Origin of the sequence: Bacteroides fluxus YIT 12057, from assembly GCF_000195635.1 — a bacterium.
GTDB lineage: Bacteria > Bacteroidota > Bacteroidia > Bacteroidales > Bacteroidaceae > Bacteroides > Bacteroides fluxus.
Genome location: NZ_GL882606.1, coordinates 67,553 through 91,931, shown reverse-complemented (window position 1 = coordinate 91,931; position 24,379 = coordinate 67,553). Strand labels below are relative to the sequence as shown.

The 24,379-nt window shown below is 45.2% G+C and carries 14 protein-coding genes and 1 pseudogene; 7 read left to right on the top strand and 8 right to left on the bottom strand.

Annotated elements, in window-relative coordinates:
- From HMPREF9446_RS01115 to HMPREF9446_RS01100, 4 genes are read right to left on the bottom strand one after another with little or no spacing between them, the layout of a single operon-like run.
- Nucleotides 1-2,169: a HEAT repeat domain-containing protein gene (locus tag HMPREF9446_RS01115; protein WP_039968205.1), complete on the bottom strand. Its 2,169-nt coding sequence runs from the start codon at nt 2,167-2,169 to the stop codon at nt 1-3.
- 31 nt (nt 2,170-2,200) lie between these two features.
- The gene (locus HMPREF9446_RS01110) at nt 2,201-3,754 is read right to left on the bottom strand and encodes a DUF6850 family outer membrane beta-barrel protein (RefSeq protein WP_009123610.1); all 1,554 of its coding nucleotides are present in this window, start codon (nt 3,752-3,754) and stop codon (nt 2,201-2,203) included.
- A gap of 35 nt (nt 3,755-3,789) precedes the next feature.
- Entirely contained in the window at nt 3,790-5,055 is a 1,266-nt protein-coding gene (locus HMPREF9446_RS01105) for a DUF4876 domain-containing protein (RefSeq protein ID WP_009123609.1), read from the bottom strand.
- Nucleotides 5,056-5,065: 10 nt separating this feature from the next.
- Nucleotides 5,066-7,921, bottom strand: coding sequence for a TonB-dependent receptor (locus tag HMPREF9446_RS01100; protein WP_009123608.1), 2,856 nt, complete (start codon nt 7,919-7,921; stop codon nt 5,066-5,068).
- 305 nt (nt 7,922-8,226) lie between these two features.
- Here HMPREF9446_RS01100 and folB point away from each other — a divergent pair, with 305 nt between their 5' ends.
- From folB to HMPREF9446_RS01065, 7 genes and pseudogenes are all read left to right on the top strand, one after another.
- The gene (folB, locus tag HMPREF9446_RS01095; protein WP_009123607.1) at nt 8,227-8,595 is read left to right on the top strand and encodes a dihydroneopterin aldolase; all 369 of its coding nucleotides are present in this window, start codon (nt 8,227-8,229) and stop codon (nt 8,593-8,595) included.
- 147 nt (nt 8,596-8,742) lie between these two features.
- Nucleotides 8,743-9,690 (top strand): FecR family protein, encoded by a 948-nt coding sequence (locus HMPREF9446_RS01090; protein ID WP_009123606.1) that lies wholly within the window; start codon nt 8,743-8,745, stop codon nt 9,688-9,690.
- A gap of 176 nt (nt 9,691-9,866) precedes the next feature.
- A pseudogene (locus HMPREF9446_RS01085) lies at nt 9,867-13,418 on the top strand (TonB-dependent receptor).
- Between the two features lie 10 nt (nt 13,419-13,428).
- Nucleotides 13,429-15,438 carry a RagB/SusD family nutrient uptake outer membrane protein gene (locus HMPREF9446_RS01080; RefSeq protein ID WP_009123603.1) on the top strand — a complete coding sequence of 670 codons (2,010 nt, stop codon included), beginning with the start codon at nt 13,429-13,431 and terminating at the stop codon, nt 15,436-15,438.
- 66 nt (nt 15,439-15,504) lie between these two features.
- Nucleotides 15,505-15,930 carry a hypothetical protein gene (locus HMPREF9446_RS01075; RefSeq protein WP_009123602.1) on the top strand — a complete coding sequence of 142 codons (426 nt, stop codon included), beginning with the start codon at nt 15,505-15,507 and terminating at the stop codon, nt 15,928-15,930.
- 166 nt (nt 15,931-16,096) lie between these two features.
- Nucleotides 16,097-18,547 carry a glycoside hydrolase family 2 protein gene (locus HMPREF9446_RS01070; RefSeq protein ID WP_039968203.1) on the top strand — a complete coding sequence of 817 codons (2,451 nt, stop codon included), beginning with the start codon at nt 16,097-16,099 and terminating at the stop codon, nt 18,545-18,547.
- A gap of 78 nt (nt 18,548-18,625) precedes the next feature.
- A complete protein-coding gene (locus HMPREF9446_RS01065) occupies nt 18,626-20,905 on the top strand; it encodes a beta-galactosidase (protein ID WP_172634236.1) in 2,280 nt (759 codons plus the stop codon).
- A 188-nt stretch (nt 20,906-21,093) separates the two neighbouring features.
- Here the strand turns inward: HMPREF9446_RS01065 and HMPREF9446_RS01060 are convergent, their stop codons facing one another.
- The 4 genes from HMPREF9446_RS01060 to HMPREF9446_RS01045 form a co-directional block, all read right to left on the bottom strand.
- A complete protein-coding gene (locus HMPREF9446_RS01060) occupies nt 21,094-21,645 on the bottom strand; it encodes an RNA polymerase sigma-70 factor (protein WP_009123598.1) in 552 nt (183 codons plus the stop codon).
- Nucleotides 21,646-21,895: 250 nt separating this feature from the next.
- A complete protein-coding gene (locus HMPREF9446_RS01055; protein ID WP_009123596.1) occupies nt 21,896-22,414 on the bottom strand; it encodes a methylglyoxal synthase in 519 nt (172 codons plus the stop codon).
- A gap of 46 nt (nt 22,415-22,460) precedes the next feature.
- Nucleotides 22,461-23,477: a glycosyltransferase family 2 protein gene (locus tag HMPREF9446_RS01050; protein WP_009123595.1), complete on the bottom strand. Its 1,017-nt coding sequence runs from the start codon at nt 23,475-23,477 to the stop codon at nt 22,461-22,463.
- Nucleotides 23,470-24,369, bottom strand: coding sequence for a lysophospholipid acyltransferase family protein (locus HMPREF9446_RS01045; protein ID WP_039968201.1), 900 nt, complete (start codon nt 24,367-24,369; stop codon nt 23,470-23,472). Before HMPREF9446_RS01045 ends, HMPREF9446_RS01050 begins: the two co-directional genes overlap by 8 nt.
- Between the last annotated feature and the right edge of the window lie 10 nt (nt 24,370-24,379).

The following is a 24,379-nucleotide window of genomic DNA, read 5'->3' as shown; positions in this document are numbered from 1 at the left end:
CTACTTTACTCTCTTGTAAGTTTTCAAAGCCTCTTCACGAACTTCCAAAGGCAGGTTCATATTCTCACTCATCTCCTTGGCACAAGCGGCAATCTGAGGCGCTGTATACGAATATCTATGCCATCCTAATGCCTCAAGCAACATCACCTGCATCTCAGGTTGCCCGGATTCCTTCACATAAGAAAGCAGATGCGGAACCAAATAATGAGGACAATAATTACGTAAGGTACGGATGTTTGATCTACGTGCTTTGTCGGTCGTATCATCGGCAACAATGGACATTGTGTCATCCACCCATCTTTCAGAAGCTGACTTGATTGCCTTCCGGATAGTATTTCCCACTTCTTTTTTATTGATATAGCAGATACCGTCACTGCTGAATTGTTTGTCAAACTCAGCCAACAACTTATCTTCCGGATAGAAGGACAAAGCATTCAGTGCATTGAAATTACAACGTTCGGATGTATTGTTGGATATACAGATTTTTATAAGTGAAGGAATCAGACGCTCATCACCGCTTTGTCCCAAAAAACGGAGAGCCAAACGCTGGACCATCTCATAGCTATCATCCACAGCCAACTTAATCGCTTCGATAAAATAATCGTCCCTTAGTTCCGACAAAGACACGAGCGCCTGTATGCGTACAATCGCGTTGGGTGAAGTACGAAAAATGTCCAGCAATTCGGCCGATGAAACCAGACGTTCCCTATTCATCTGCTCAATAGCCATACACTGCAATTCCGGCAAGTCACTCCTATGCAGCCACTTTTTCCAAACGGAAGCATCATCATCTGCCAAGAGCTTATTCACATTTACGCCTTTCACTGCCGGAGTAAAAGCAAATGTAGGATCGCCGATTACATGAGATTCAAGATAGCCGGAATACCGCGCCACATCCCCTACACACATACCCAGTCCCAATAATCCCATATAACGGTCACTCCACTTGTCCTGTAGAACATTCACTGTATTGGCAATACATGCTATGTTCTTGCCCGCACTGAAGATGTATTCATTGGCAATACAATCTTCCTTGTGAAACGAGCCGCAGAAACAGGCATCAATCATGACAACACGGCAATTCGGTTTAAAATCATAGGTCGCAAAATCCGCCAGATGCAAATCCAAATCAGCATCCTCAACAGAATCCTTTCTGCATATTTCCGGTTCAAATGTATTTCCCAGCCATGTATGCGGAATGTCAAAACGGCGTTCCATCTTCACCATCATGCTATCCACGCTTTTCCCCTTCTCCCTGGCGGCACGGATATGCGCACGCCCGTAGCTCTGTATCATTTCCTTGGCCTGAAGCGGATTCTTCGGTCTTGGAATGTTGTTCAGATATTGAGTATCCCAATAACCGTGGTGGTGCAGGACAGCATAGTCTAGTTCCGGACGCATCAGTTCGTTCATCAAACGAAACTTTATCACATCCTCCTGCGTATGGTCTATAAAGCCGATACCGTTTTTCTGTCGCCTCAACCAGGGGAAGTGTTCATACAGTCCTTCCTTTTCATCCATACGGGCCACCATGGATTCTGAAATATACCCATGCCCCCCGAAGAACAGCATATTGTCGAGTACATTCCCGCCAAACTTTTCAGCCACCACCTTCTTCAAATAGCCGCGAAGTTTATCATAACGCGAGATTCCGTTGCAATCAGTCGGGCGTATCCTTCCTGTATAAATATCCGGACGCAGATATTGCCCTGACTCCGCCGACAAAGAATAATAGAACCAAGGAGCATCTTCATCTTTATCCAAATAAGTGAACTGAAGCCCAAAATCATCATAAAAGCGGTCTGATGGTACAGACGACTGTTTGCGGTCACGCCTTTGATCCATTTTGAAAGCACTCGTCAGATGTTGTGCATCCCGGATCATGGCAACCGGAATATCACCGATAAACACAGCTCCCTCAATGGGGTATCTTTTCTTCGTGTGCAGCCGGATCAATTCCGCCCGAATAGAGTCGGGTACCCCCCAACGATCAATTACCTTATATACCTTCAGCCCCTGAACAGCTTCTATCGCCGCTGCATACTGCTCTATTTCCAACTTAGCCTCTTTATAACTTTTCGGGTCAACGACAATAGCAAACCCACGCTGGGCATACGACGAAGTCATGGATACTACAATAAAACATACTAAAAATAAAAATCTTCTCATTTCCCTGTTATTTATTAGTTTAGAAAACATGTTAAAAATTAACCCCCATACTAAAAGTAATATAGCTTCTATGGTCAAAGCCATAATCAGACGTTTTCACATAGTCAAAGCCTGCTTTTGCAAAAATATGGGTCTTCTTGTCTGCACTATACTGTTGCGAATAGGTTATATCCGCTCCTATCCGATAGAAGTCGGAAATAAGATAGTTCTCATCCTGCGTTTCAAGTTCCGTCACAGTGAGATAATCGGCATGCGAGCCCCCATAGCGGTAACTGCCGGACAGGTTCTTGTTATATCCGGCAGCAGCACTAACCAGAAGACGCCTGTTATGCGTATTGCCGATACTCAAGTTCCTCTTCCCGCATAAGCCCCAATAAAGATTTTCCGCCCCTTTGAGAGAATTGGGCAACAGATACTCATCCTTGTTTTTTCTATACCGGATACCCACATCCACTTTCCAACTATACTCATCTCCCCTATTTTTTGAAACAGAATAGTCGGCAGACGCCACCTTAAGTCGATACGTCGAACGGATACTATGATACAAATCCATCCAGCCGTTCTGCGAATCGCTGTTGTCATACTGACTCACGTACTGGATACCATCTATATGCCGATAATAATATCCGGTCCTGAAAAAATGAGAAAACCGGTTTCCCCTACCATAAAGGCTCAAGGCAGCCTGCGCCACCCGCTCTTTGACGCTCGCATCTTTCCTGGGATCATCAAAGGAAACTTCCACATTCTCTACCTTCACTGTATAGGTTCCTTCAAACAAAACATTAACTTTCCGCACATTATAATTATACTGTATCCCTCCGCCTAGCCGGTTTCCAAAATAGTTGGCAGTCCGTCCGCTGCCGATACCCTTGACAGCAACGCCCAATCCATATAACTCATAATAATCCTGGTCAACATAATTGTTGGCATTGCTCATACGGGAATCCTCTTTGATGGATGCATATTCAAAATTCCCGCCCAATTTATGTTTTCCATTGATATTATAAGTAATGCCCGGCACAAGCTCCAATGTATAGAAACGAGTATCTGCCCTGGGATCTCTCTGCTTGGTTGCAATGGAAGCAACATATGTTCCCTCGAGTCCAAACGCCACTTTGTTCCAGTACAAAGGAGTAGCTGCCCGGAATCTCAGATTATAGTACTGGCTCCTCCACTTGCTAAGATGTGAATCGACTACATAATAGGGCATCCCCCTGAAAGGATCCGTGACGGAGGCGTTATATCCGGCATCATGTACATTCCTTTGCTCAAAAGAGAACTCTCCCCATACATAAGCATCCCTCAAATTCAGGAAACCTTCACTGCTTACATTCAAGTGTCTGGTGTCTTCCCCCTCCTGCGGACGATGAAAGTCGCCCCTTTCCATGCCATACCCAACTTTTACATTCGAATAATTCCGTGTATCATCAAACACTGTTCCGGCGGCATTCCGCGAGTAGAACCACAATTTTTGCTGCATCAGCGACTCCATGCCTGCCGGAGAGAATCCCTGCGCATGGAGTGATGTTCCCGAAAGCCAGACTAATGAAAGGATACCTAATCCTCTTGCTATATTTCTTCTCATAATATCTTTCTGTTCTAAATATGTAGTTCAACCTATTATTTACTATGATTCCACGACGGCATCCCCGTACCATATCTTCTTAACTCCGGAACCACCTTTTTCTCGAAATCATCCGTACTGTTGTTGCCATCCTGAAAAATCAAAGCCCCATTCTCTCTCCTCAGAAATTCACCGTTCTCATTCATAGACGGTTTGCGCGCCACACCCAAACCGCAATAAGTGGCACCGACATAGGTAAGCCCCGCATCAAGAACGGCCGGTATCCGCTTTGCATTGACCATCGACTCGTTATCAATGGCTTCCACCGCATCCAGCACATATCTGACAGGAATCTTCGCATAAAAGTTCTTACTGTTAGGCTTTCTCAAATCCGTCGTTTTCATGGACAGGTCATTTACCGGATCCCATGTATCACCCTCCGCTACCTTAAACAGCACGTATGCTCCTCCAAAAACAGAAGTGAGGTATTGCGGTATCCTTCCTATCTCACTTTTGCCATTATAAAACACATGAACCATATCTATGGCGGGCTGGTCGGGAAAATTGGGATTGTTCATATTAAACTCAAATTCGGACGAGCTGCAATCTACCGGAGAATCAGGATTATACTGCTGTAACTTATGATTGGCGGCAAACTGGGCAATAACACACGATTCGCCGGATGCTAACGGATACTCCTTGCCATTACCCGGAAATTTCCACACACGTTCAGCGTAAACATAGTCGTCACCGTCCTCTTCCGGCCAAAGAGGCAAAGAGGTGGTAGCCTTGCCCGGAGTAAGATTGGCGAAGTAAATGCCGTCCAAATACTGGGTTTCTGCAGAATTATTGTAAATCTCGTAGAACTGGTCACGGAAGTAAGCCGCATTCAAGGGAGTCCTTGAACCGGCATAATAAATCTCCTTGAACACTAACGGACTTATTTTGAGACCTTTCAACGGCAGTTCCAGAGAAGTCCCGTTGTCAAACAAGGCTCTATTCACCAAATTACCGTTCAAATAGTATTCACCCCCTTCCCGGTCAGTAGCCACTCCGGAGACGCTGATGGTGTAGATTCCCGGCACAATACCGTCCACCTGTACATTTTCACTCCTAAACCCTTTTTCCAGATGCAGCCCTTCATTATAGTTGTCGAACTTGACAAGCAAATCTTCAGCCAACGTCAAGTTTTCCATTTCCAGCCGCAGTTTTACAGATACGCTGATAGGAGCTATATTTTCCGCATCATTGGCTTCTCTGAACTGCTCGCACGACACCAATGCCAGCGCCGTCAAAACAAAAATAATCGTATATTTCTTCATAATCTATTCTTTATAAGGTGAGCGCTAATTCCAAACCGAAATAAAAGCGGTTGTTCATAGTAATGTAAGTACCCGGAGAACGCTTGGACTCCTTTCGTGGATAACTTCTGAACATATTGTTAGCGAAAAAGGAGACACGGAAATTATCACTGATTTCTTTCGTCACATTGATGTTGAAACAGAAAAAAGGCGAATAAGACTCCTTGATGGCATCAGAATGCGATACATTCTGTAACATATACCCGTATCCGGCCTCTTTCACAGCCTCTGCCGTAGTGTACTGTCCCGGCTTGAACATATTTACGGATGCATCCTCTACTGAAATATATCCTATAGGAATGGAGTCATTTCCAAAAGTCCTCCAGTTTGACCGCTGCCATACAGCTTGCGCAGTCAATGTCACCACAAAACCAATACTCGGAATGTTGTGTGTAGCCCGCAACGTAGTAGAGAATTGCCGGTCATGACTTATAGAGCTCTTCGGCTCATAAATGGCTACATGCTTCCTCTGCGAAGCTCCACTCCCGCTGTTGTCATAAAAGTTGTACCCATTGGTATAACTTTCAGTACACATCCAGGCACCATTCAACAAGAAAGAAGTGCGGATAGCATCAATACGTCCCAGATTCAAGTCAAATTCAACTCCTTTCGTATTGACAAACAGATTATTGCCTGGTGCATAGTACTTGGACAGTACCGGATGGCTACCTGTCAACACCAGTTGATTATCTTCATCGCGGCCATACTCGTTATACATAAAAGGCTTGAAGGTATTGAACCCCGCATCCAAAGAATACCCATTCTTCAGGCGCTCAGAAAAAGCAGTCACCGCCAAATTTACTTTTCCCGCATGCACGTCAAACCCAAGTTCCGCCTTATAGTTTCTGGCAATCTTCAAGTCCTTGTTTTCCGCATTATACACTTTTGTAGTAGTAATGAACATGCGTTCGTTTTCAGCTATTCTCTCATTGGCAAGTTCGTTGACGTTGACGTATTCAAAATAGGCCTTTTCCGGGTACAGATAAAGCAGAGTAGGCATCTTCGCCGTAATGCCATATCCCCCGCGGATAGTGAACAGATTCGGCACCAAGTCGAAAGATGCATTTATACGCGGTGACAGTGTTCCTTTCACTACAGACACATGGTCATAGCGCACGCCAGCCTGAATATTAAGCATCCGCAAACCGATCCGCCAGTTGAAGTTCTCTTCGGCAAAAAGACCGAGCTGGTTGATGAAAGGGATGTCCCTGTATGAACGGGGACGGAAAGTGGCGTTGTTCTGACTTAGATTTCTATAGGGCGGAGCGGACGGATCATAAGTTTTTCCGTTACCCATATTGCCGTCCGACCTGAAATCTGCACCGACCAACATTCTATTGTTGACACGCCCGGCCTGTTTGAAGAAATTCGTAGCCAGTTTGGCATAGACATTAATCTCTCTGCTGTCAATATTATAATGTCCCAAATAGCTACTGGGAAGATAAATGGCATAATTCTGCACATCAGCATCACCGAAACGGGTAATCTCATTTCCCCCGGCATCATAGACATGCCGGCCGGGAATATTGGAAAGAACCGTTCCATCCGCAGTAGTCATGGAATATGGAGCATTGGCCGAAGAATAAACCTGCTGGTAATAACTACTTTTACCTGTATAAGTACCCGAAACGACATAACGCACATTCTTTAACCACCCTTTGTCAATGTTCCACGAACCATTAGTATTGAGCGTCACACCCACATCCTCGCCGCGCGAAGCAGTCTTTGTTATTTCATCATCCGGATTACGGTCACGCTGGTCTTTACCATAGATAAAGTTAAGCGAGGTGTTGCTGCGTAACTTGTTGTTGAGAAAAACATTAGAATACATCACCCTTGCAGAAAGTCTCTGGTAGTGCCGGTAAGACTGCGTAGGATTGGAAATATTATAAGCATAATCACCACTGACATTCAGCGCTCCCTTATTTTCACCTAATGTAAAGCCTGTAGCCAGAGAAGCCTGATACACTTTTGGATTGGCCTTCGCATTGATACGCAAAGGTTCACGCCCTGCTTTAGCGTTGATGATAACGGCTCCGGAAGTAAGGTCACCGTATTCCACAGACGGGATTCCACGGATAATCTCCACCGACTCTATATTCTCTGTGCCGATACTGCGTACATCCAATCCTCCTGCAGGTGATGATCCACCCGACAAAGCAACCGCCTGCCCACCCACCGTAGGGCTCATAGCCTGCAGGTTCGAATTGTTCGAAACGGGAGCTCCATCTCTGATAATGGCTGTACCCAACGCATTGAAATTCGAGACTTTTGTCGCATCCGAGACCTGGCGTATGTTGATCTGCCGGGCATTGTCCAGATTGGGTTCCGAAGAAAGCCCTCCAGGCATCAAAGCCATCAAGTCATACAAACTTGTCGCCTGCACATGGTCTATGGCCGTACGCGCTATTCTGGAGGATGTAGAATTTCCCGCCTGATTGTTTTGTGCGGTAACAATGATTTCCTTAATTTTGAAATCCTCATTTTTCATTGTGAAGTCCAACGGCTCCATATCTCCTCTGACATCCACCACAACGTCAATCTGGAGTTTACCCAAAAACTGAACCCTCATCCGTGCTTTGCCTACCGGCACGTTCTTAAATATATAACGCCCCTTATTCCTACTGGTTGTTCCAATAGCATAGTCAGGAAACGAAACAGTCGCGAAATCCAGCGGCAACATTTTTGTCCCTTCCAGTTCATAAATGGTACCATGTACATCTACTCTATCAGGCGTTTGGGCCTTGGCTGAAGAAACGATCCATAGACCTGCAAAAAGCAGCATGACAGCCACTTTCTCCACATTCATTCTTGCATTTAATTTCATCTGTAACTATTTATTTATGAGATATTTATTGATTGATATATATCCTTTTTTACATTATTTTCCAATCCTAATCAAAAAGGACTTACATTTTTGTATCAGCAACGTTTGTTTGCTCTTTTTTACAAAGTTACCGCATGCAACACATCACGGCAATACCTCATAGTCGGTATATTCAGAAACCAAACGGCACAATCAATACCCATTACTGACGACCTCTAAAGAAACTATATGTTTTGCTTTGCCAACTAAGAAGTAAAACTTACTTTTGTTTCCCGACAAGTTATAATATAAATTTTAACATAATAATGGAGAGTCATATATTTCTTAATGGTATGCGCTTCTTTGCCCACCACGGAGTAGGCGAGCAAGAAACGTTAGTCGGCAATGAATTCATTGTCAACCTGAAACTTAAAGTCAATATACAGCAGGCTATGCAAACGGATGACGTGGCCGACACCGTCAGTTATGCCGATGTTTACGAAACGGTCAAAAAGGAAATGAGTGTCCCTTCCAAACTGTTGGAACATGTCGGCAAAAGAATTATCGACAGACTTTTCAGTGACTTCCCTCAGATAGAAGAGATAAGGTTCACACTTTCCAAGCGCAACCCACCGATGGGCGCCGACATAGAAGCAGCCGGAATAGAAATACACCTCTCCCGCCCTATTCTATAAAATTTTGTTTTCGCCCAATTTGGACAAGACATACGCACATTTCAGACCATCGGCATTACATCTTACAACATTTCTGAAAAAAAGTGCTTTTGTCACTAGGGGTACCTTGTCCTTATCCGCTATTATAGTAGAAAAAGGAAAAATATTATGGATAAAGATTTGTTATACCGCTTTTTCGAAAGACGCGCATCGATAGAAGAAATGAAGGAAATAAAACAATGGTCCGAACTTTCTGACGCAAACCGTGATTTGTTGTACAAAGAGCGGAAGCTGTTCGATGCGATGCAGGTATTGGCATCTCCCAATCCGGACAAGAAAAAGACAACATCCCCCCGTAGAAGTATTCATAAGTCCTTCGTCCGGGAATTTATGAAAATAGCTGCGGTTATAACAGTGACGGTCTGCATTACAGCTACTTTTCTTTCAATAGGTAATAATTATACAGATTCAGCCATGCAGACTGTCACCGTTCCTTCCGGGCAGCGTGCCAATGTTATCTTGCCCGATGGAACGGACGTTTGGTTGAATGCCGGAACCACCATACGTTACCCCATTTCTTTCATGAAAGGCAAACGTGAAATAATACTGGATGGTGAAGCTTATTTTGAGGTTGTACATAACGAGAAATGCCCGTTTGTCGTACATACCTATGCAATGGACGTGGAAGTATTGGGTACTAAATTCAATGTAGAGGCTTATTCCAAAAAAGATTTTTTTGAAACTTCTCTGATGCAAGGAAAAGTGAAAGTTGCCTCTCCGTCAAACGAAACACAATCCGTAATACTGGCTCCCAACCAGAAAACGACATTAGAAAACGGCAAATTGACAGTCAGCAACATAGATGACTATAACATGTACCGCTGGAAAGAAGGACTGTACTGCTTCCGTGACAAGCCTTTGGCTGATATAATGAAAGATCTGGAAAAATATTTCGACTTGAGTATCAGCATACACAACCGGGAAATAGAAAAAGTCATGCTAACCGGAAAATTCCGTATAGCCGAAGGACTGGATTATATATTGCGCGTCCTGCAAACAAACGTGGACTTCACCTACAAAAGAAACGTAGAAGAGAACAAAATTGATATCAACTGACCTCTAAATTTATAAACCTTTAAACTCTTATTTTTATGGCATTTCATATTAAGAAGTAAAACCTATAAAACAATAAGCCGATAGATGTTGCCCCACCCATCGACTTTTGATTAACACAATCTTATTAACAAAATCGTATTAATAACTTATTTCACAAAGGTATGAAAAACATTCCTATGTTGGACTTTCACGACCTTGAAAGTTTCAAATTTAAACATTTGTTTAGATTCGCAAGAAAATCTGCATTTTGCTTATGCTTCAGCAGCTTGACTCTAATGGCAGAAGGTGCGTACGCACAGAACGCCAAAGTAACGATCAATCAGAAGAATGTCCGGATAGAGTCTATATTGAACGATATAGAATCGCAGACAGACTATTTGTTTATCTATAAGAAGGACGTGGACGTAAAGAAGCTCAAAACCATTTCCGTACAGAACAAACCGGTGTCGGAGATACTGGCGCAGTTGTTTGCAGAGTCTTCCGTCACCTGGAAAACAGAAGGAAACCACATCGTCCTTATGCACGGCAAAGATCCGAAGCAAGCCGGAAAATCCCAATCCCGGAAAACGCTGAAAGGACAGGTGGTAGATGATGCCGGTGAACCGGTTATCGGTGCAACGGTCACTGAGGAAGGAACTACCAATGGAGCCATTACAGACATCGATGGGAATTTTACCCTGCAAGTATCGGGTGACGGAGCACTTCTGGTTTCTTTCATCGGATACCAATCTCAAACAATAAAGCCCCAAGCCGGCCAAGCACTTCAAGTTGTCTTAAAAGAAGACACCCAAATGTTGGACGAAGTAGTCGTTATAGGATTCGGTACCCAGAAGAAAGTGAACCTGACGGGATCGGTAGCAGTAATTTCGGCTGAAGAGATCCAGCAACGTCCGGTAGCTAACGTTACCCAAGCATTACAGGGTATGATTCCGGGATTACAGATTACACAATCCAATGGTAGCCTGGAAGATACGCCGAGCATCAATGTACGTGGCACAACCACCATCGGACAAGGAACCAACGGTTCTCCATTGGTATTGATTGATGGACTGGAAGGTGACTTAAACACCATTTCTCCTCAGGATATTGCCAGCATTTCCGTATTGAAAGATGCAGCGGCTTCTTCCATCTATGGTTCGCGTGCACCGTTTGGAGTCATCCTGATCACCACCAAGTCGGGTGGTGAAGAAGGCAAGGTAACTATCAACTACAACAACAGTTTCCGCTTTGGTAACCCTATCAGCATGAATCACATGATGAATTCCGTTGATTTTGCCAGCTGGATGAATGATACCATGACTAACGGGGGAAACGGTGCTTATTTCCTGCCGGATCGTATGGAGAAATTGGTAGCGTATCATAATGCAACGCCTTGCGGCCCCGGACAGCGTGTCACAAATGACGGCACCATCCTGTATTCCATCTCGGACCGCGGTGACGGAAGCAAACTATGGCAGGATGGCTATGCCCACGGTATCAATGATGAAGATTACTTTGACATTATATTCAAAAAATGGACTTTCTCACAAGAACATAACTTCAGTCTGAGCGGTGGCAACAAGAAACTTAATTACTACGCTTCTCTGAATTACTTGAATCAAGGTGGATTCATGAATTTAGGCGAAGAGGGACTGAACCGCTACAATGCCATGCTCAAAGTAAGTTCGGAACTCACGAACTGGTTGCGCTTCAATTACTCCGTTCGTTTTGTACGCAAAGATTATAAGCGTCCCGCCACACTGACTTCCAGTCTATATCGTGATATAGCGCGCCAGGGATGGCCCGTATTGCCGGTTCTTGACCGCAACGGATATTATTATTCCTCTCCGTCACCGATACTTGGATTAGCAGAAGGAGGAGTGGACAAAACGCAGAACGACAATGTTTATCATCAGGCAAGCTTTGTGATAGAGCCCGTGAAAAACTGGCTTACGCACATTGATTTCAGTTATCATACTTATGCCAACGACCAACACTGGGATTTACAGCAGTTTTACAACCATAATGTAAATGGGGAGCCCGTTCCGTTTACAAGCGAGTCCGAAGTACATGAAGGTCTATATAAGAACAATTATTATAATTTTTCAGCATATACGGAATATACCCACTTGTTCAACGAACGTCATAACTTCCATATTCTGGTAGGATTCCAGGCAGAAGAACTGAAAGAGAAACAATACGGCCTGACACGCGAAGGTATCATGTTCAGTAACAAATCCGAAATCGACATGACCACAGGGCTGGGTCCTGACGGAACAGAGGTCCCCCCATCTGTATATGGTTCACGCAATGAATGGGCTACTGCCGGTTTCTTCGGTCGCGTGAACTACAGTTACAATGACAAATACCTGTTTGAAGGCAATGTCAGAGCTGACGGCACCTCGCGTTTCCGGGCAAACAACCGTTGGAGAGTATTCCCTTCGGTATCTGTGGGATGGAATATAGCCCATGAAGAGTTTTTTGAACCGTTGACCAATGTAGTAGGGCTGTTGAAGTTACGTGCGTCCGCAGGTTCGTTGGGAAACCAAAACACCGGCAACTGGTATCAGACTTACCAGACCATGAATGTAGGTGCATCCAATGGTTATTGACTGATGAACGGCAAACGTCCCAATACCGCATACGCTCCGGGACTTGTTTCCGAAGATCTGACTTGGGAAAAGATCCAATCCATAAATATGGCATTAGACTGGGGATTATTCAACAACCGCCTGACGGGTTCTGTGGAATATTACATCCGCAATACAAAAGATATGGTGGGCTATGCTCCCGAACTTCCAGCAGTACTGGGCACGGGGGTTCCTTACACAAATAATACCGACTTGCGCACTATGGGATGGGAGTTGACCATCGGCTGGAGAGACCAACTCCAAAACGGATTGAACTATGGAGTGAATTTCAACCTCTCCGATTCGCGCGCCAAAATTACCAGATATCCCAACAACCCGACAAACAATATATGGAGCTACATCACCGGACGCTATATCGGAGAGATATGGGGATACACCACCAAAGGGCTGGCTCGTACAGACGAAGAAATGCAGCAACACTTGGCTACTCTGCCCAAGGGGGGACAAGACGCATTGGGCTCGGACTGGAAAGCCGGTGACATTATGTATGCCGACATCAATGGTGACGGAAAAATTTCTTCCGGTTCGGAAGTGTTGGGAGACTCGGGCGACTTGAGTGTGATAGGCAACAACACCCCGCGCTATCTGTTCGGTTTGGATCTGAACGCAAGTTGGAAAGGATTCGACTTCCGCGCTTTCTTCCAAGGCGTCATGAAACGCGACGTATGGAACGGCAGTGTCTATACCTTTGGCGCCAATGGTGGCGGTATGTGGCAAGCAGCCGGACTGGAAGCCGTAAGCGACTATTTCCGCGATGAGAACACCTGGTCGGTGCAAGAAGGCTATACGCAAACCAATACCGACGCCTATTTACCCCGTCCGCTGTATAATGGGAAAAATTTGAATACACAGACCCGCTATCTGCAGAATGCCGCTTATATCCGCCTGAAAAACTTGCAGGTGGGCTATACCATCCCTACGGCAATCAGTTCACGCTGGGGAATCAAGAACCTCCGTGTCTATTTCTCCGGTGAGAATTTATGGACCGGAACAGGCGTGGACAAACAGTACGACCCGGAAACCATTACAGGCGGATATTCGGGAATGGGCTATCCACTATCCAGAACCTTATCATTCGGATTAAACATAACCTTATAAACAATTTGTCATGAAAATGAGAACATTTAAAATACTATCAAGCGCACTGTTGTTGTCGGCAACATTAGTTTCCTGTGAAGACTTTTTAGACAAGGAACCTCCTTCTTACGTTATACCGGAAGACTATTACCGGTCTGACGACCAGATACAGGCCATCGCCAACGGATTTTATACCAGCGTGGCGCCTTCCACCTTAGGCGCTTTTTCTGACGGGGCTACCGATATTCAGGCAGGCATGTATGCCGATGGAAAATATGCCGAAGGACAATGGCAAGTATCTTTGGATAATGAAAACTGGAATTGGGAAACTGTCCGGAGCGTCAACTACTCTTTGAATACCACCCTGGACAGATATGCCAAAGGAGAAATCAAAGGAAGCACCCACAATATAGAACAATACATAGGTGAACTTTATTTTTTCCGTGCCTATCATTATTATTCCATGCTACGGAATTGGGGAGACCTTCCTATTATAACAGAAGCTCTGCCGGAAAATGAAGCTGCATTGATTGCTGCTTGCAAACGTCGTCCACGCAATGAGGTTGCCCGGTTTATCATTGCCAACCTGGATACTGCCCGGACTTATTTAAAGGACAATTTTGATCCGGCACGCAATCGTGTATCAAGAGACGTGGCTACACTGGTCAAGTCCCGTGTCGCACTGTTCGAAGCTTCCTGGCTGAAGTACTTCAAAGGTACTCCGTTCGTACCCAATGGTGAAGGATGGCCCGGAAAAGCCAAGGACTACAACGCCAATTATGAATACCCGTCAGGGAATATTGATAGCGAAAGCGAATATTTCTTCCGAATAGCAGCCGAAAGTGCGGAAGAAATCGCGGAGAAATATAAAGGTGTACTGACTCAGAATACGGGCATCGTTCCTCAAGAGGAAGGAGAGGTAAATCCCTATTTTTATATGTTCGGTGCAGTGGATATGTCTGTATATCCCGACATCCTGATGTGGAGAGCCTACGACAAGAGCAAGAAAGTGGTACACAGTTCTGAAGTTGGCGTACAGTTTGGCAACTGGGGCGTAGGAGTAACCCGCAATGGTGTGGAACGCTTCGTGATGCAAGATGGAAAACCTTGGTATGCCCAACACGATGGTTATACCTACGATGACTCCACCATAGGCAGTATCCGTGAATATACAGACCCGCGCCTGTCCATCTTCCTAAAAGAACCCGGACAGAAAAACGTTTTCAAGAACATGGACGCTTCGGTGACCCATGCCGTACCGGTAGAGCCTTATCCGAACATCCTGAACGGTAATGGTGACAAAGGATATTCTACCGGTTACTCACTCCGTAAAGGAGGTACTTTCGACAAAGCATTGTGCGAAAACCTCTACTCCTATAACGGGGCTATCTCTTTCCGTGCCACTGAAGCATTGCTGATTTATATGGAAGCGGAATATCAGCTGACCGGAAATATAAACTCGGGACATATCCTGGAATACTGGAAAGCGGTCCGCACTGCCGCCGGATTCTCGGGCGACGCAATAGATCCGATGACCACCATTGCCGCAACGGACTTCTCCAAAGAAAAAAGTGACTGGGCGTCTTATTCAGCCGGTGAACAATTGACCGATCCCGTAATGTACAATATCCGCCGTGAACGCTGCTGCGAATTATTGGGCGAAGGATTGAGATCCTATGATTTGGCACGCTGGCGTTCATACGACCAGATGATGGATGAACCTTATCATGTAGAAGGATTCCATCTTTGGAACACTCCGATGCAGAAGTGGTATGCCGCTTCATCATTGATTGCCGACGGTAGTTCTTCAGCCAATGTATCCAACCCGGAATTAAGCGAATACCTCCGTCCGTATGAAAAGAATATGACTTCCGGAAACTTGTACAGAAACGGTTATACCTGGAAAATGGCACACTACTTGCAACCGATGCCTATCCGCCAGTTCCTACTGACCGCACCGGACCATGCCTCCATCGAGCTGTCTCCTTTGTACCAGAATCCTTATTGGCCTACCACTGCGGATATGCCTGCCGAAAAATAAGAGCAGCACTCTTAGTGTCGCTACCGGAAATGTCAGTAGCGACACTAAGTTTTGAAAACAAATCTAATGAGAAATTTCACCCCTGTAATAGGTCGGCATGGTTATCGCTTTCATCGTTCCAACTGGGGATATTTGTTCGCTGACACAGAGGGAGCCACTTGGATGAGTGAGCTTATTGCCAAAATGCCTTTTGGAGGCATTGGTCCCCTTTATGGTTGGCGTGCAAGAGACAAGTATTTCGTACCTGTTTTCTATGCATTAAATTGGGAGATGGATTTACTTATGACTTTGGAAACTCCTGAAATGTTTCAATTCATGTATTTCTTGTCTCCTTGGTTAAATCATTTTGGAACTACTAAAGATGATTATCCCGTTGAAACGGAATTATCAAAGGAGGAGACGCTTAAATGCGTACGGATGTTGAATATACAGGCCGATGATCAAATAAGGCTTATATGCATAAAAGGAAAGCGAGATACTACACATACTTGAACGTTTGCTCCAAAAGTAGAGTGATACCCTGTTTTAAATGAAGAGTATAAAAACTATCCTTTTGAAAGACAACCTTAAAGCTTATAGCCGCCTTTTTATTAAGGCGAATCTTTAATGAATTAAAACAATTAGAATACTTAATATAATACTTAAACAAAAAAATGATATGAATTTGAAAATAGCCACGGCCTTGTGCCTGCTTTTGCTGTGTCTTCCCATCGGAGCACAGAAGAAGAATATAAATGCCGCCTGGGAATTCCAACGGCTGAATAGAACACAACGACAAGTTGAAATCAAGAACCAAGGCTCTGACTGGAGCTCGCAATACAATATAGAACACGTGAGTCAGCAAAGTAAAGGGTTGACTGTGCCGTCCGATACGTTGAGAGATGAATTTGCATTGCTTGCCAGCGGGCAGTGGGAGCGTGTGAGCCTGCCCCACACGCCTTTCATCGAGCCGCTTGTCGTGTTGCATCAGTGGCAAGGCGTGTGCTATTATCGCAAGCAACTCCGTATTGACAAGCAGGATATCAACAAGCAACTTTGGCTGGAGTTTGAGGGAGCCATGCATCTGGCTGATGTATGGGTGAACGGCAAACATCTGACACAACATTCCGGTGGTTATACGCCATTTGTAGTAGATGTTACCGGTTTGCTTCATGCCGACAGTGCCAACGATGTCTTGGTGCGTCTGGACAACCGTAACAATCCTCTTATACCTCCCGGAAAAACCTTGGAAACATTGGACTTCTGTTACTATGGAGGCTTGTATCGCGATGTAAATCTCATCGTAAACCAGCCCGTATATATCACTCATCCTATCATGGCGGATGAAATAGCGGGCGGAGGCATCTTTGTCACTTACCCAAAAGTGTCGGAACAAGAGGCAGAAGTGAATGTAAAAATACAAGTGGCCAACAAAACTGCTACGCAAAAAAAACTTACCATACGTCATACGCTCTATGAATGGAGTAAGGATAAGGAATGCGGTAAAAAAGTGGCTTCAGCAGAAAGTCCGCTCATCGCAGCGGGCGGCGCAACACTTTATAATTCGCAACAGTTCACGGTGAATGCTCCTAAACTATGGTTTCCTGACTCTCCAGCCCTCTATGTGCTCCGTACAGAGGTACTGGACGGAAAAAAGGTGACTGACCGTGAGGATACACGCATCGGAATACGTCGCATTGAAATGACACGTGAAAAGGGATTTGTCATTAATGGCAAACCGTTGAAGTTGGAAGGAAGCAATCGCCATCAAGAATATCCTTATGTGGGTAATGCCATTTCCGATCAAGCACAATATCGTGACATGTACCAAATACGTAACAATGGCTTTAATGTAGTACGCTTAGGTCATTATCTGCAAGACCCGTCGGTACTGGATGCTTGTGATGAATTAGGTTTGCTGGCTATAGAACCGATTCCCGGATGGCAATTTTTCAACAAGGCACAGGGTTTCACTGAACATACGTATAAAGATATACGCGACTTGGTACGTCGTGATCGTAATCATCCTTCCATCATTATGTGGGAAACGACGCTTAATGAATCACGACCACCCAAGGAATGGAAAGATCAAGCTATACAAACCGCTCATGAGGAATATCCGGGCGACCAATGCTATACGTCGGGAGATACTTATGGATATGATGGTTTTGATGTGTGCTATAATGATTGGGAAGAAGGCTACAACCGTCCCAACAAAACCGGAAAACCGGGATTCATCCGTGAGTATTACGATTACGAGTTTGGTGGTCACTATAGTACCACTCGTGTAACTCGTGGCGATGGTGACCGTGCTTTAATGCAAAACGCATGGAACGCTCAGTGGAGTCATAATCGCTACCGTGCTTATTATCCATGGACTATGGGTGGTGCAGTGTGGAGTATGCACGATTACAACCGGGGGTGCTGTGACAATATTTGCTACAGCGGTTTGGCCGACTTGTTCCACTTGCCTAAATTCGGGTTATTCTATTTTCGCACGCAAGTTCCGATGGGTAGCTTTACACCTGCTGGTCCTATGCCATACGAAGTATTTATCAATAGTCATTGGATAGAAAATACTTCGGACACATTGCAAGTGTATGGAAATGTAGATGAGGTTGAACTATTGCTCAACGGACGGGTAGTGGCACGGCAACATCCCGACAGCAAACCGACTACAAAAGATTATGTATCACGCCCGGATGGTGGAAATGCCACGAATATCAACTTTCCTCCCTTTACTTTTTTCAATATAAAGTGGGAACAAGGAGACCTGAAGGCTGTGGGATATAAGGATGGCAAGGCCGTAGCTGAACATGTGGTACGCACACCGGGCACTGTTGATGCAATGGACATAACTTACTTCGAAAGCGGTGTGCCTGCTTCACGCCATGATTTGCTCATTGTCTATGTCAACCTGAAAGATAGACAAGGAACAGATTGTTTTGGTGAAAATAAACAAGAAGTAAAACTTGAAGTATTGCAAGGTGGTGAATTGCGCGGTCCGGCTAAAGTAAAAGCAGAAGCAGGTGTAGCTTCATTTTTAGTGGCAACAACTGACTCTCCAGTGCTTGTTATGAAGGCAGTATCGGGAAAACTGGAAATTATAAGTAAACTGAAATTGAAATAAACTCCTAAACATCTCTACATTATGAATTTATTGAAACCTTGTATTTTTGGAGTGGCAGTGCTCATTACTGCCATATTTATGGGGTGTTCTACTTCAAATAAGTCACAGACCTTTGAAGTCGGAAACCAGACATTCCTGCTGGACGGGAAACCTTTTATTATCAAAGCTGCGGAAATGCACTATACGCGTATTCCTGCCGAGTATTGGGAACACCGCATACAGATGTGCAAAGCATTGGGCATGAACACCATCTGCATCTACGCCTTCTGGAACATCCACGAACAACGTCCCGGTGAATTCGACTTTAAAGGGCAAAACGACATCGCCGAATTCTGTCGCCTGGCACAGAAGAACGGTATGTACATCATGCTGCGCCCCGGTCCGTATGTATGCTCGGAGTGGGAAATGGGAGGACTGCCCTGGTGGCTATTGAAGAAAAAAGACATCCAGCTGCGTACCAACGATCCTTATTTCTTGGAACGTACCAAGCTTTTCATGAACGAAATAGGAAAACAATTGGCAGACTTGCAAGCACCACGCGGTGGAAACATCATCATGGTACAGGTGGAAAACGAATACGGAGGCTATGCCGTAAATAAAGAGTACATAGCCAATGTCCGCGACATCGTACGTGGCGCAGGCTTCACAGATGTACCTCTGTTCCAGTGCGACTGGAGTTCCACCTTTCAACTGAACGGGCTGGATGACCTGCTTTGGACCATCAATTTCGGTACAGGAGCCAATATCGACGCACAGTTCAAGTCCTTGAAAGAAGCACGCCCAGATGCTCCGCTGATGTGCAGCGAATTCTGGAGCGGATGGTTTGACCACTGGGGACGCAAACACGAAACGCGTGACGCCGAAACAATGGTATCTGGTCTGAAAGACATGCTGGACCGCAACATTTCTTTCTCTCTTTATATGGCTCATGGAGGTACTACCTTCGGGCATTGGGGAGGCGCCAACTGCCCTCCGTATTCTGCCATGTGCAGTTCTTACGACTACGACGCTCCTATCAGCGAAGCCGGATGGGCCACTCCGAAGTACTACAAATTGCGCGAAATGCTGATGCAATATGCCGACTCGGCACAAGTGATACCCGACGTTCCACAAGCTTATCCGCTGATAGAGATACCCGCCATCCGTTTTGAAGAGACAGCCTGCTTGTTCAAGAATCTGCCGGAACCCAAAGAAGCGGAAGAAGTGAAACCAATGGAGGACTTCGACCAGGGATGGGGAACCATTTTATACCGCACTACCCTACCCGAAGTAAAAGAAGGCACTGTTCTGCTGATAGACGAGGTGCATGACTGGGCACAAGTATATGCCGACGGCAAGTTACTGGGACGCCTGGACCGCCGTCGCAGTGAAAACAGCCTGACATTGCCGGCACTGAAGGCGGGCACACAACTGGATATTCTGGTGGAAGCGATGGGACGTGTCAATTTCGACTATGCCATCCACGACCGGAAAGGTATCACGGAAAAGGTGGAACTTCTGACCGAAGAGAGCCGCAAGGAACTGAAAGGCTGGCAAGTATATAGTTTCCCGACCGATGCAGACTTTGCCGCACAGAAAGACTTCCGGAAAGGTAACAAGGCAGAAGGACCCGCTTACTACCGCGCCTCCTTTAATCTGAAAGAAACGGGAGACGTATTCCTCGATATGCAGACTTGGGGGAAAGGCATGGTTTGGGTGAATGGAAAAGCCATCGGCCGTTTCTGGGAAATCGGTCCCCAACAAACACTCTACATGCCGGGATGCTGGTTGAAGAAAGGAAAGAACGAGATTGTAGTACTCGACCTTCTGGGACCGGACAAAGCAGAAATCAAAGGCTTAAAGCAACCCATACTGGATATGCTCCGTTCGGAAGAACCGCTCACGCATCGCAAGGAGGGAGAAAATCTGAACCTGAAGAATGAAAAGCCGGTTGCCGCCGGAGAGATGGCTGCAGGCAACGGTTGGCAAGAGGTGAAGTTCAGCCGCCCGGTAAAAGGCAGTTATTTCTGTTTGGAAGCATTGAACGCACAGGATGGAAAAGAAACGGCTTCCATTGCCGAACTCTATCTGCTGGACGAGAACGGCCAAACCCTTTCTCGCCAAAACTGGCAGATTGACTATGCAGACAGTGAAAGTACAAGTTGGGGCAACTTTACCGCCGACAAGGTGTATGACCTGCAAGAATCCACTTACTGGAGTACGTCTCGGGGAGCGAACTATCCACATTCGCTGGTTATAGACTTGAAGGAAGATTGTACCATCAGCGGTTTCCGCTATCTGCCGCGTGCCGAAGAGAATGCTCCGGGAGCCATCAAAGCCTATAAAGTATATGTAAAAGACAAACCGTTCATAAAGTAAAGACTAAAATAATGCAATTATATATCAAACGTCCTAATTTGATTCAACTAACTTAAAAAAAAGCGATCTCTATCTATCTAAAAAACGGTACATTATTGGATAAGCATGAGAACAGAGGCTCTGAGCTTCTACTCATGCTTATTATTTTAGGCAAATTCTTTGGAATCAAGAGATTCCTCCCCCTACAATCAGACAAAATTGAAAAGAATAAAGGACGGCAAATAGTCCTTCAGGATTACACGCAAAAGCTTAGTCGCTTTAGATATATGGAATTCCACTCCCTTAGTGGTAATTCCTAAAACGGCAGCTATTTCATGATACGGCTTGTTTTCATAGCGGCTCATCACAAAAACAAGGCGTGTCCGTTCCGGCAGGCTCTCAAGAGCTTCATCTACCAGTTTCTGTATTTCAGAAGTAAATATATCCGCAGGCTCAAAATTTTCCAAGGTAGCGATTCTGGTTGAAAGTTCCCAGGAATACAATTGGTAAAGTTCATTGGAAGTATCCTGGCAGACCTGTTCATGACGAAGGTAGTCTATACACCTATGCTTGACCGCGGTCAAAACATAAGCCGGGACATTAGTATCGGCCGGCAATCTATCCTTATTGTTCCAATAGTATGTAAAAGACTCGCTGACAATATCTTCAGCCGCCATACTATCAGCCACATACATATAAGCAAACCGAATGAACTTCTGCCGGTATTCATTGAAAAAATTGCTAAATTGGCGTAGATCCATATATCCCAATTCATTGAGAACAAAAGCTAAACCTTATCGATTGCATCCATCTAAGGTTAATTACCGGGTTTTATCTTTCTTTTAGGTTAACTTATGCTCGTATAATAAATGCAAAGTTATGAATATTACCGAAAGAATGGCCTAAAAACAGAATAATAACTCTATTAAAATCAAAAACTGTCTTGATTTTCATGTTTTTCGAAAAGAAAGGCATTCAAGTCAAAACAGTTTCTATCATTATATCAGACGGTTATTTCTTCCGTTTCCGTTTCTTCGCCGATTCCACCGCTTCAGCAACTACCGGCTTGTTCTCAAACCGCTTGGTATAGTTGGTGTAATCAGGAACGGTACGTTCGTAAGCCGGGTCGATAAACAACGGGCTGGAGATGATATGGTCTGCCGTACTGCGATTACAGCAGAACACGATGTTCTCCACTCCGGCAAGGCGGGTCAGCGCCTTCACATCCGTATCGTGCGGCTGGAGGGTCATCGGGTCGGTAAAAAAGAAAAGATAGTCAATCTCTCCGTCCACGATGCGCGAACCCATCTGTTGGTCGCCCCCCAAAGGACCGGATTTAAGAATGGTAAAATCCCACTCTACATCGGGATGTTTGTCTTTCAATGCTTCAAGAATAAGAGTTCCGGTAGTACCCGTACAATAGAATTTATGCCCCATCAGCAATTCCGAGTTCCAAAGCACCCACTCTATGAGGTCTTTCTTCATGGCGTCGTGTGCCACTAATCCAATCTTTCTAACTAATTTCTCCATAAATCAATGCCTTTATTTATAAACAATTAAAAATAAGCAAGGGTTCTCACAATTGGGAAAAGAACTTCTTCCCGTGTAAATAAAACTGTGCCAAGATACTGTTTTTTGTCCGTTCGGGTATAACGGAAAGGCATGTTTTTTTCATATTCTCTTTACGGGACTCTACAAAGGAAGCGCGGAGAGAGGCATAAGCACGGCGTGCGCGAAGCACCGCCAAAGCATTGGAGAACTGTCCTTTCAGGATAAAACTCAAGACAGCAACATAATCAAGGACAGCACGCACACGCATAACAGAGGCTAAATCGTCCGGCGGCAGATTCTTATAGAGCATTACAAGATTGTTACGAAAGTTGAGAAAAGTCTTACGCGGACTCTCTTTCTTCAAAGTAGCTCCCCCCACATGAAAGACGACACTTTGTGGAACACAAACCAGCAATCTGCCCCGGGCACGAAGCCGCCAACATAAATCAATCTCCTCCATGTGGGCAAAGAAGCGACCGTCCAGCCCACCGGCTTCCCTAAAATCTTTCAGACGGATAAATAAAGCAGCCCCCGTAGCCCAAAAAATCGATATAATCGTATCGTACTGCCCTTTATCGGTCTCCACTGCTCCCATTATCCGCCCACGGCAAAAAGGATACCCATACCGATCAATAAAACCTCCTGCAGCCCCGGCATATTCAAACTTCTCTTTCTGTCTCCAGCTCCGTATTTTGGGTTGGCAAGCGGCTACTTCCGGATGAACATCCATATAGCCTGCCAACGGAACAAGCCAATGCTCCGTTACCTCAACATCCGAGTTCAGCAACACCACATATTCTGCATCAACCTGCCTCAAAGCCAGATTGTACCCGTCGGCAAAGCCATGGTTTTCCTGCAATAAAATAAGTCGCACAGAAGGAAATTCAGTACGAAGCATTTCCACAGAACAGTCGGTAGAGCCGTTGTCCGCCACGTAAACCACCGCCCCGTCCGCTTCGGAGAAACGGACGACGGAAGGTAAAAATGAACGAAGCATATCACATCCGTTCCAGTTCAATATGACAACAGCTATTTTATCCATGTCGCACTACATCTTCACGTTTCAATTTCCAGCGTTTATGGGACCAGAACCAATAAGACGGCTCGCGACAAATGGTCTGCTCCAAACGCCGGGCAAAAAGTTCGGTAATCTCTCCATCAGCCGTCTGTTTCGGGGTCTCGGTTATCAAGTCGAAAAAGACCTTGCAATATCCTCGGTCTATCCTTTGAAGTTCACAATAGAAAACCGGAAACCCCATCAGCCTGGCTATGCGCTCGGCACCATCCATAAACACAGTATCCTGATTGAGAAAGGTAGTCCAATAATGAGCTTCACTACGATTAGGAGCTTGGTCCGTAATCAGACCGACCGCTATCCGCTTGCCCTCACGGCGCAACTTTATCACTTCCCGGGCCGTGGCATGCTTTCGCACATTATATCCGCCAAAACGGGCACGGATATGCTGAAACATCTCATCTAAATATTTATTGCGAAGCGGCTTATATACCTGTACCGGAAGATCTCCCGGCTCCATAATGGCCCCCATCCCTATAATCCACTCAAAATTCGCGTAATGAGGGATAAGCAAGACAATTCCTCCATATTTTTCAACCATGGCAAGGAATTCTTCTTTATTATCATATTCCATCCGGCGGCACAACTCCTTGAAAGAAATACGCAACATCTTGACCTCCTCCAACATATAGTCGCAGATATAATGGTAGAATTTCCGCTCTATTTCAGACAGTTCCTCTTTGGACTTTTCCGGAAAAGCGTTCTGCAGGTTGCAACGGACAACCTTCCTGCGATAGCATACCACATAACGCAACAAGAAATACAGACCATCGGACAGTATATAAAGCGCCCGGAAAGGGAGTAAGGCCAACAGCCACATACCTGTATAGGTCAACCAATAGAGAATTCTCGATTTCACTTTATCAAAT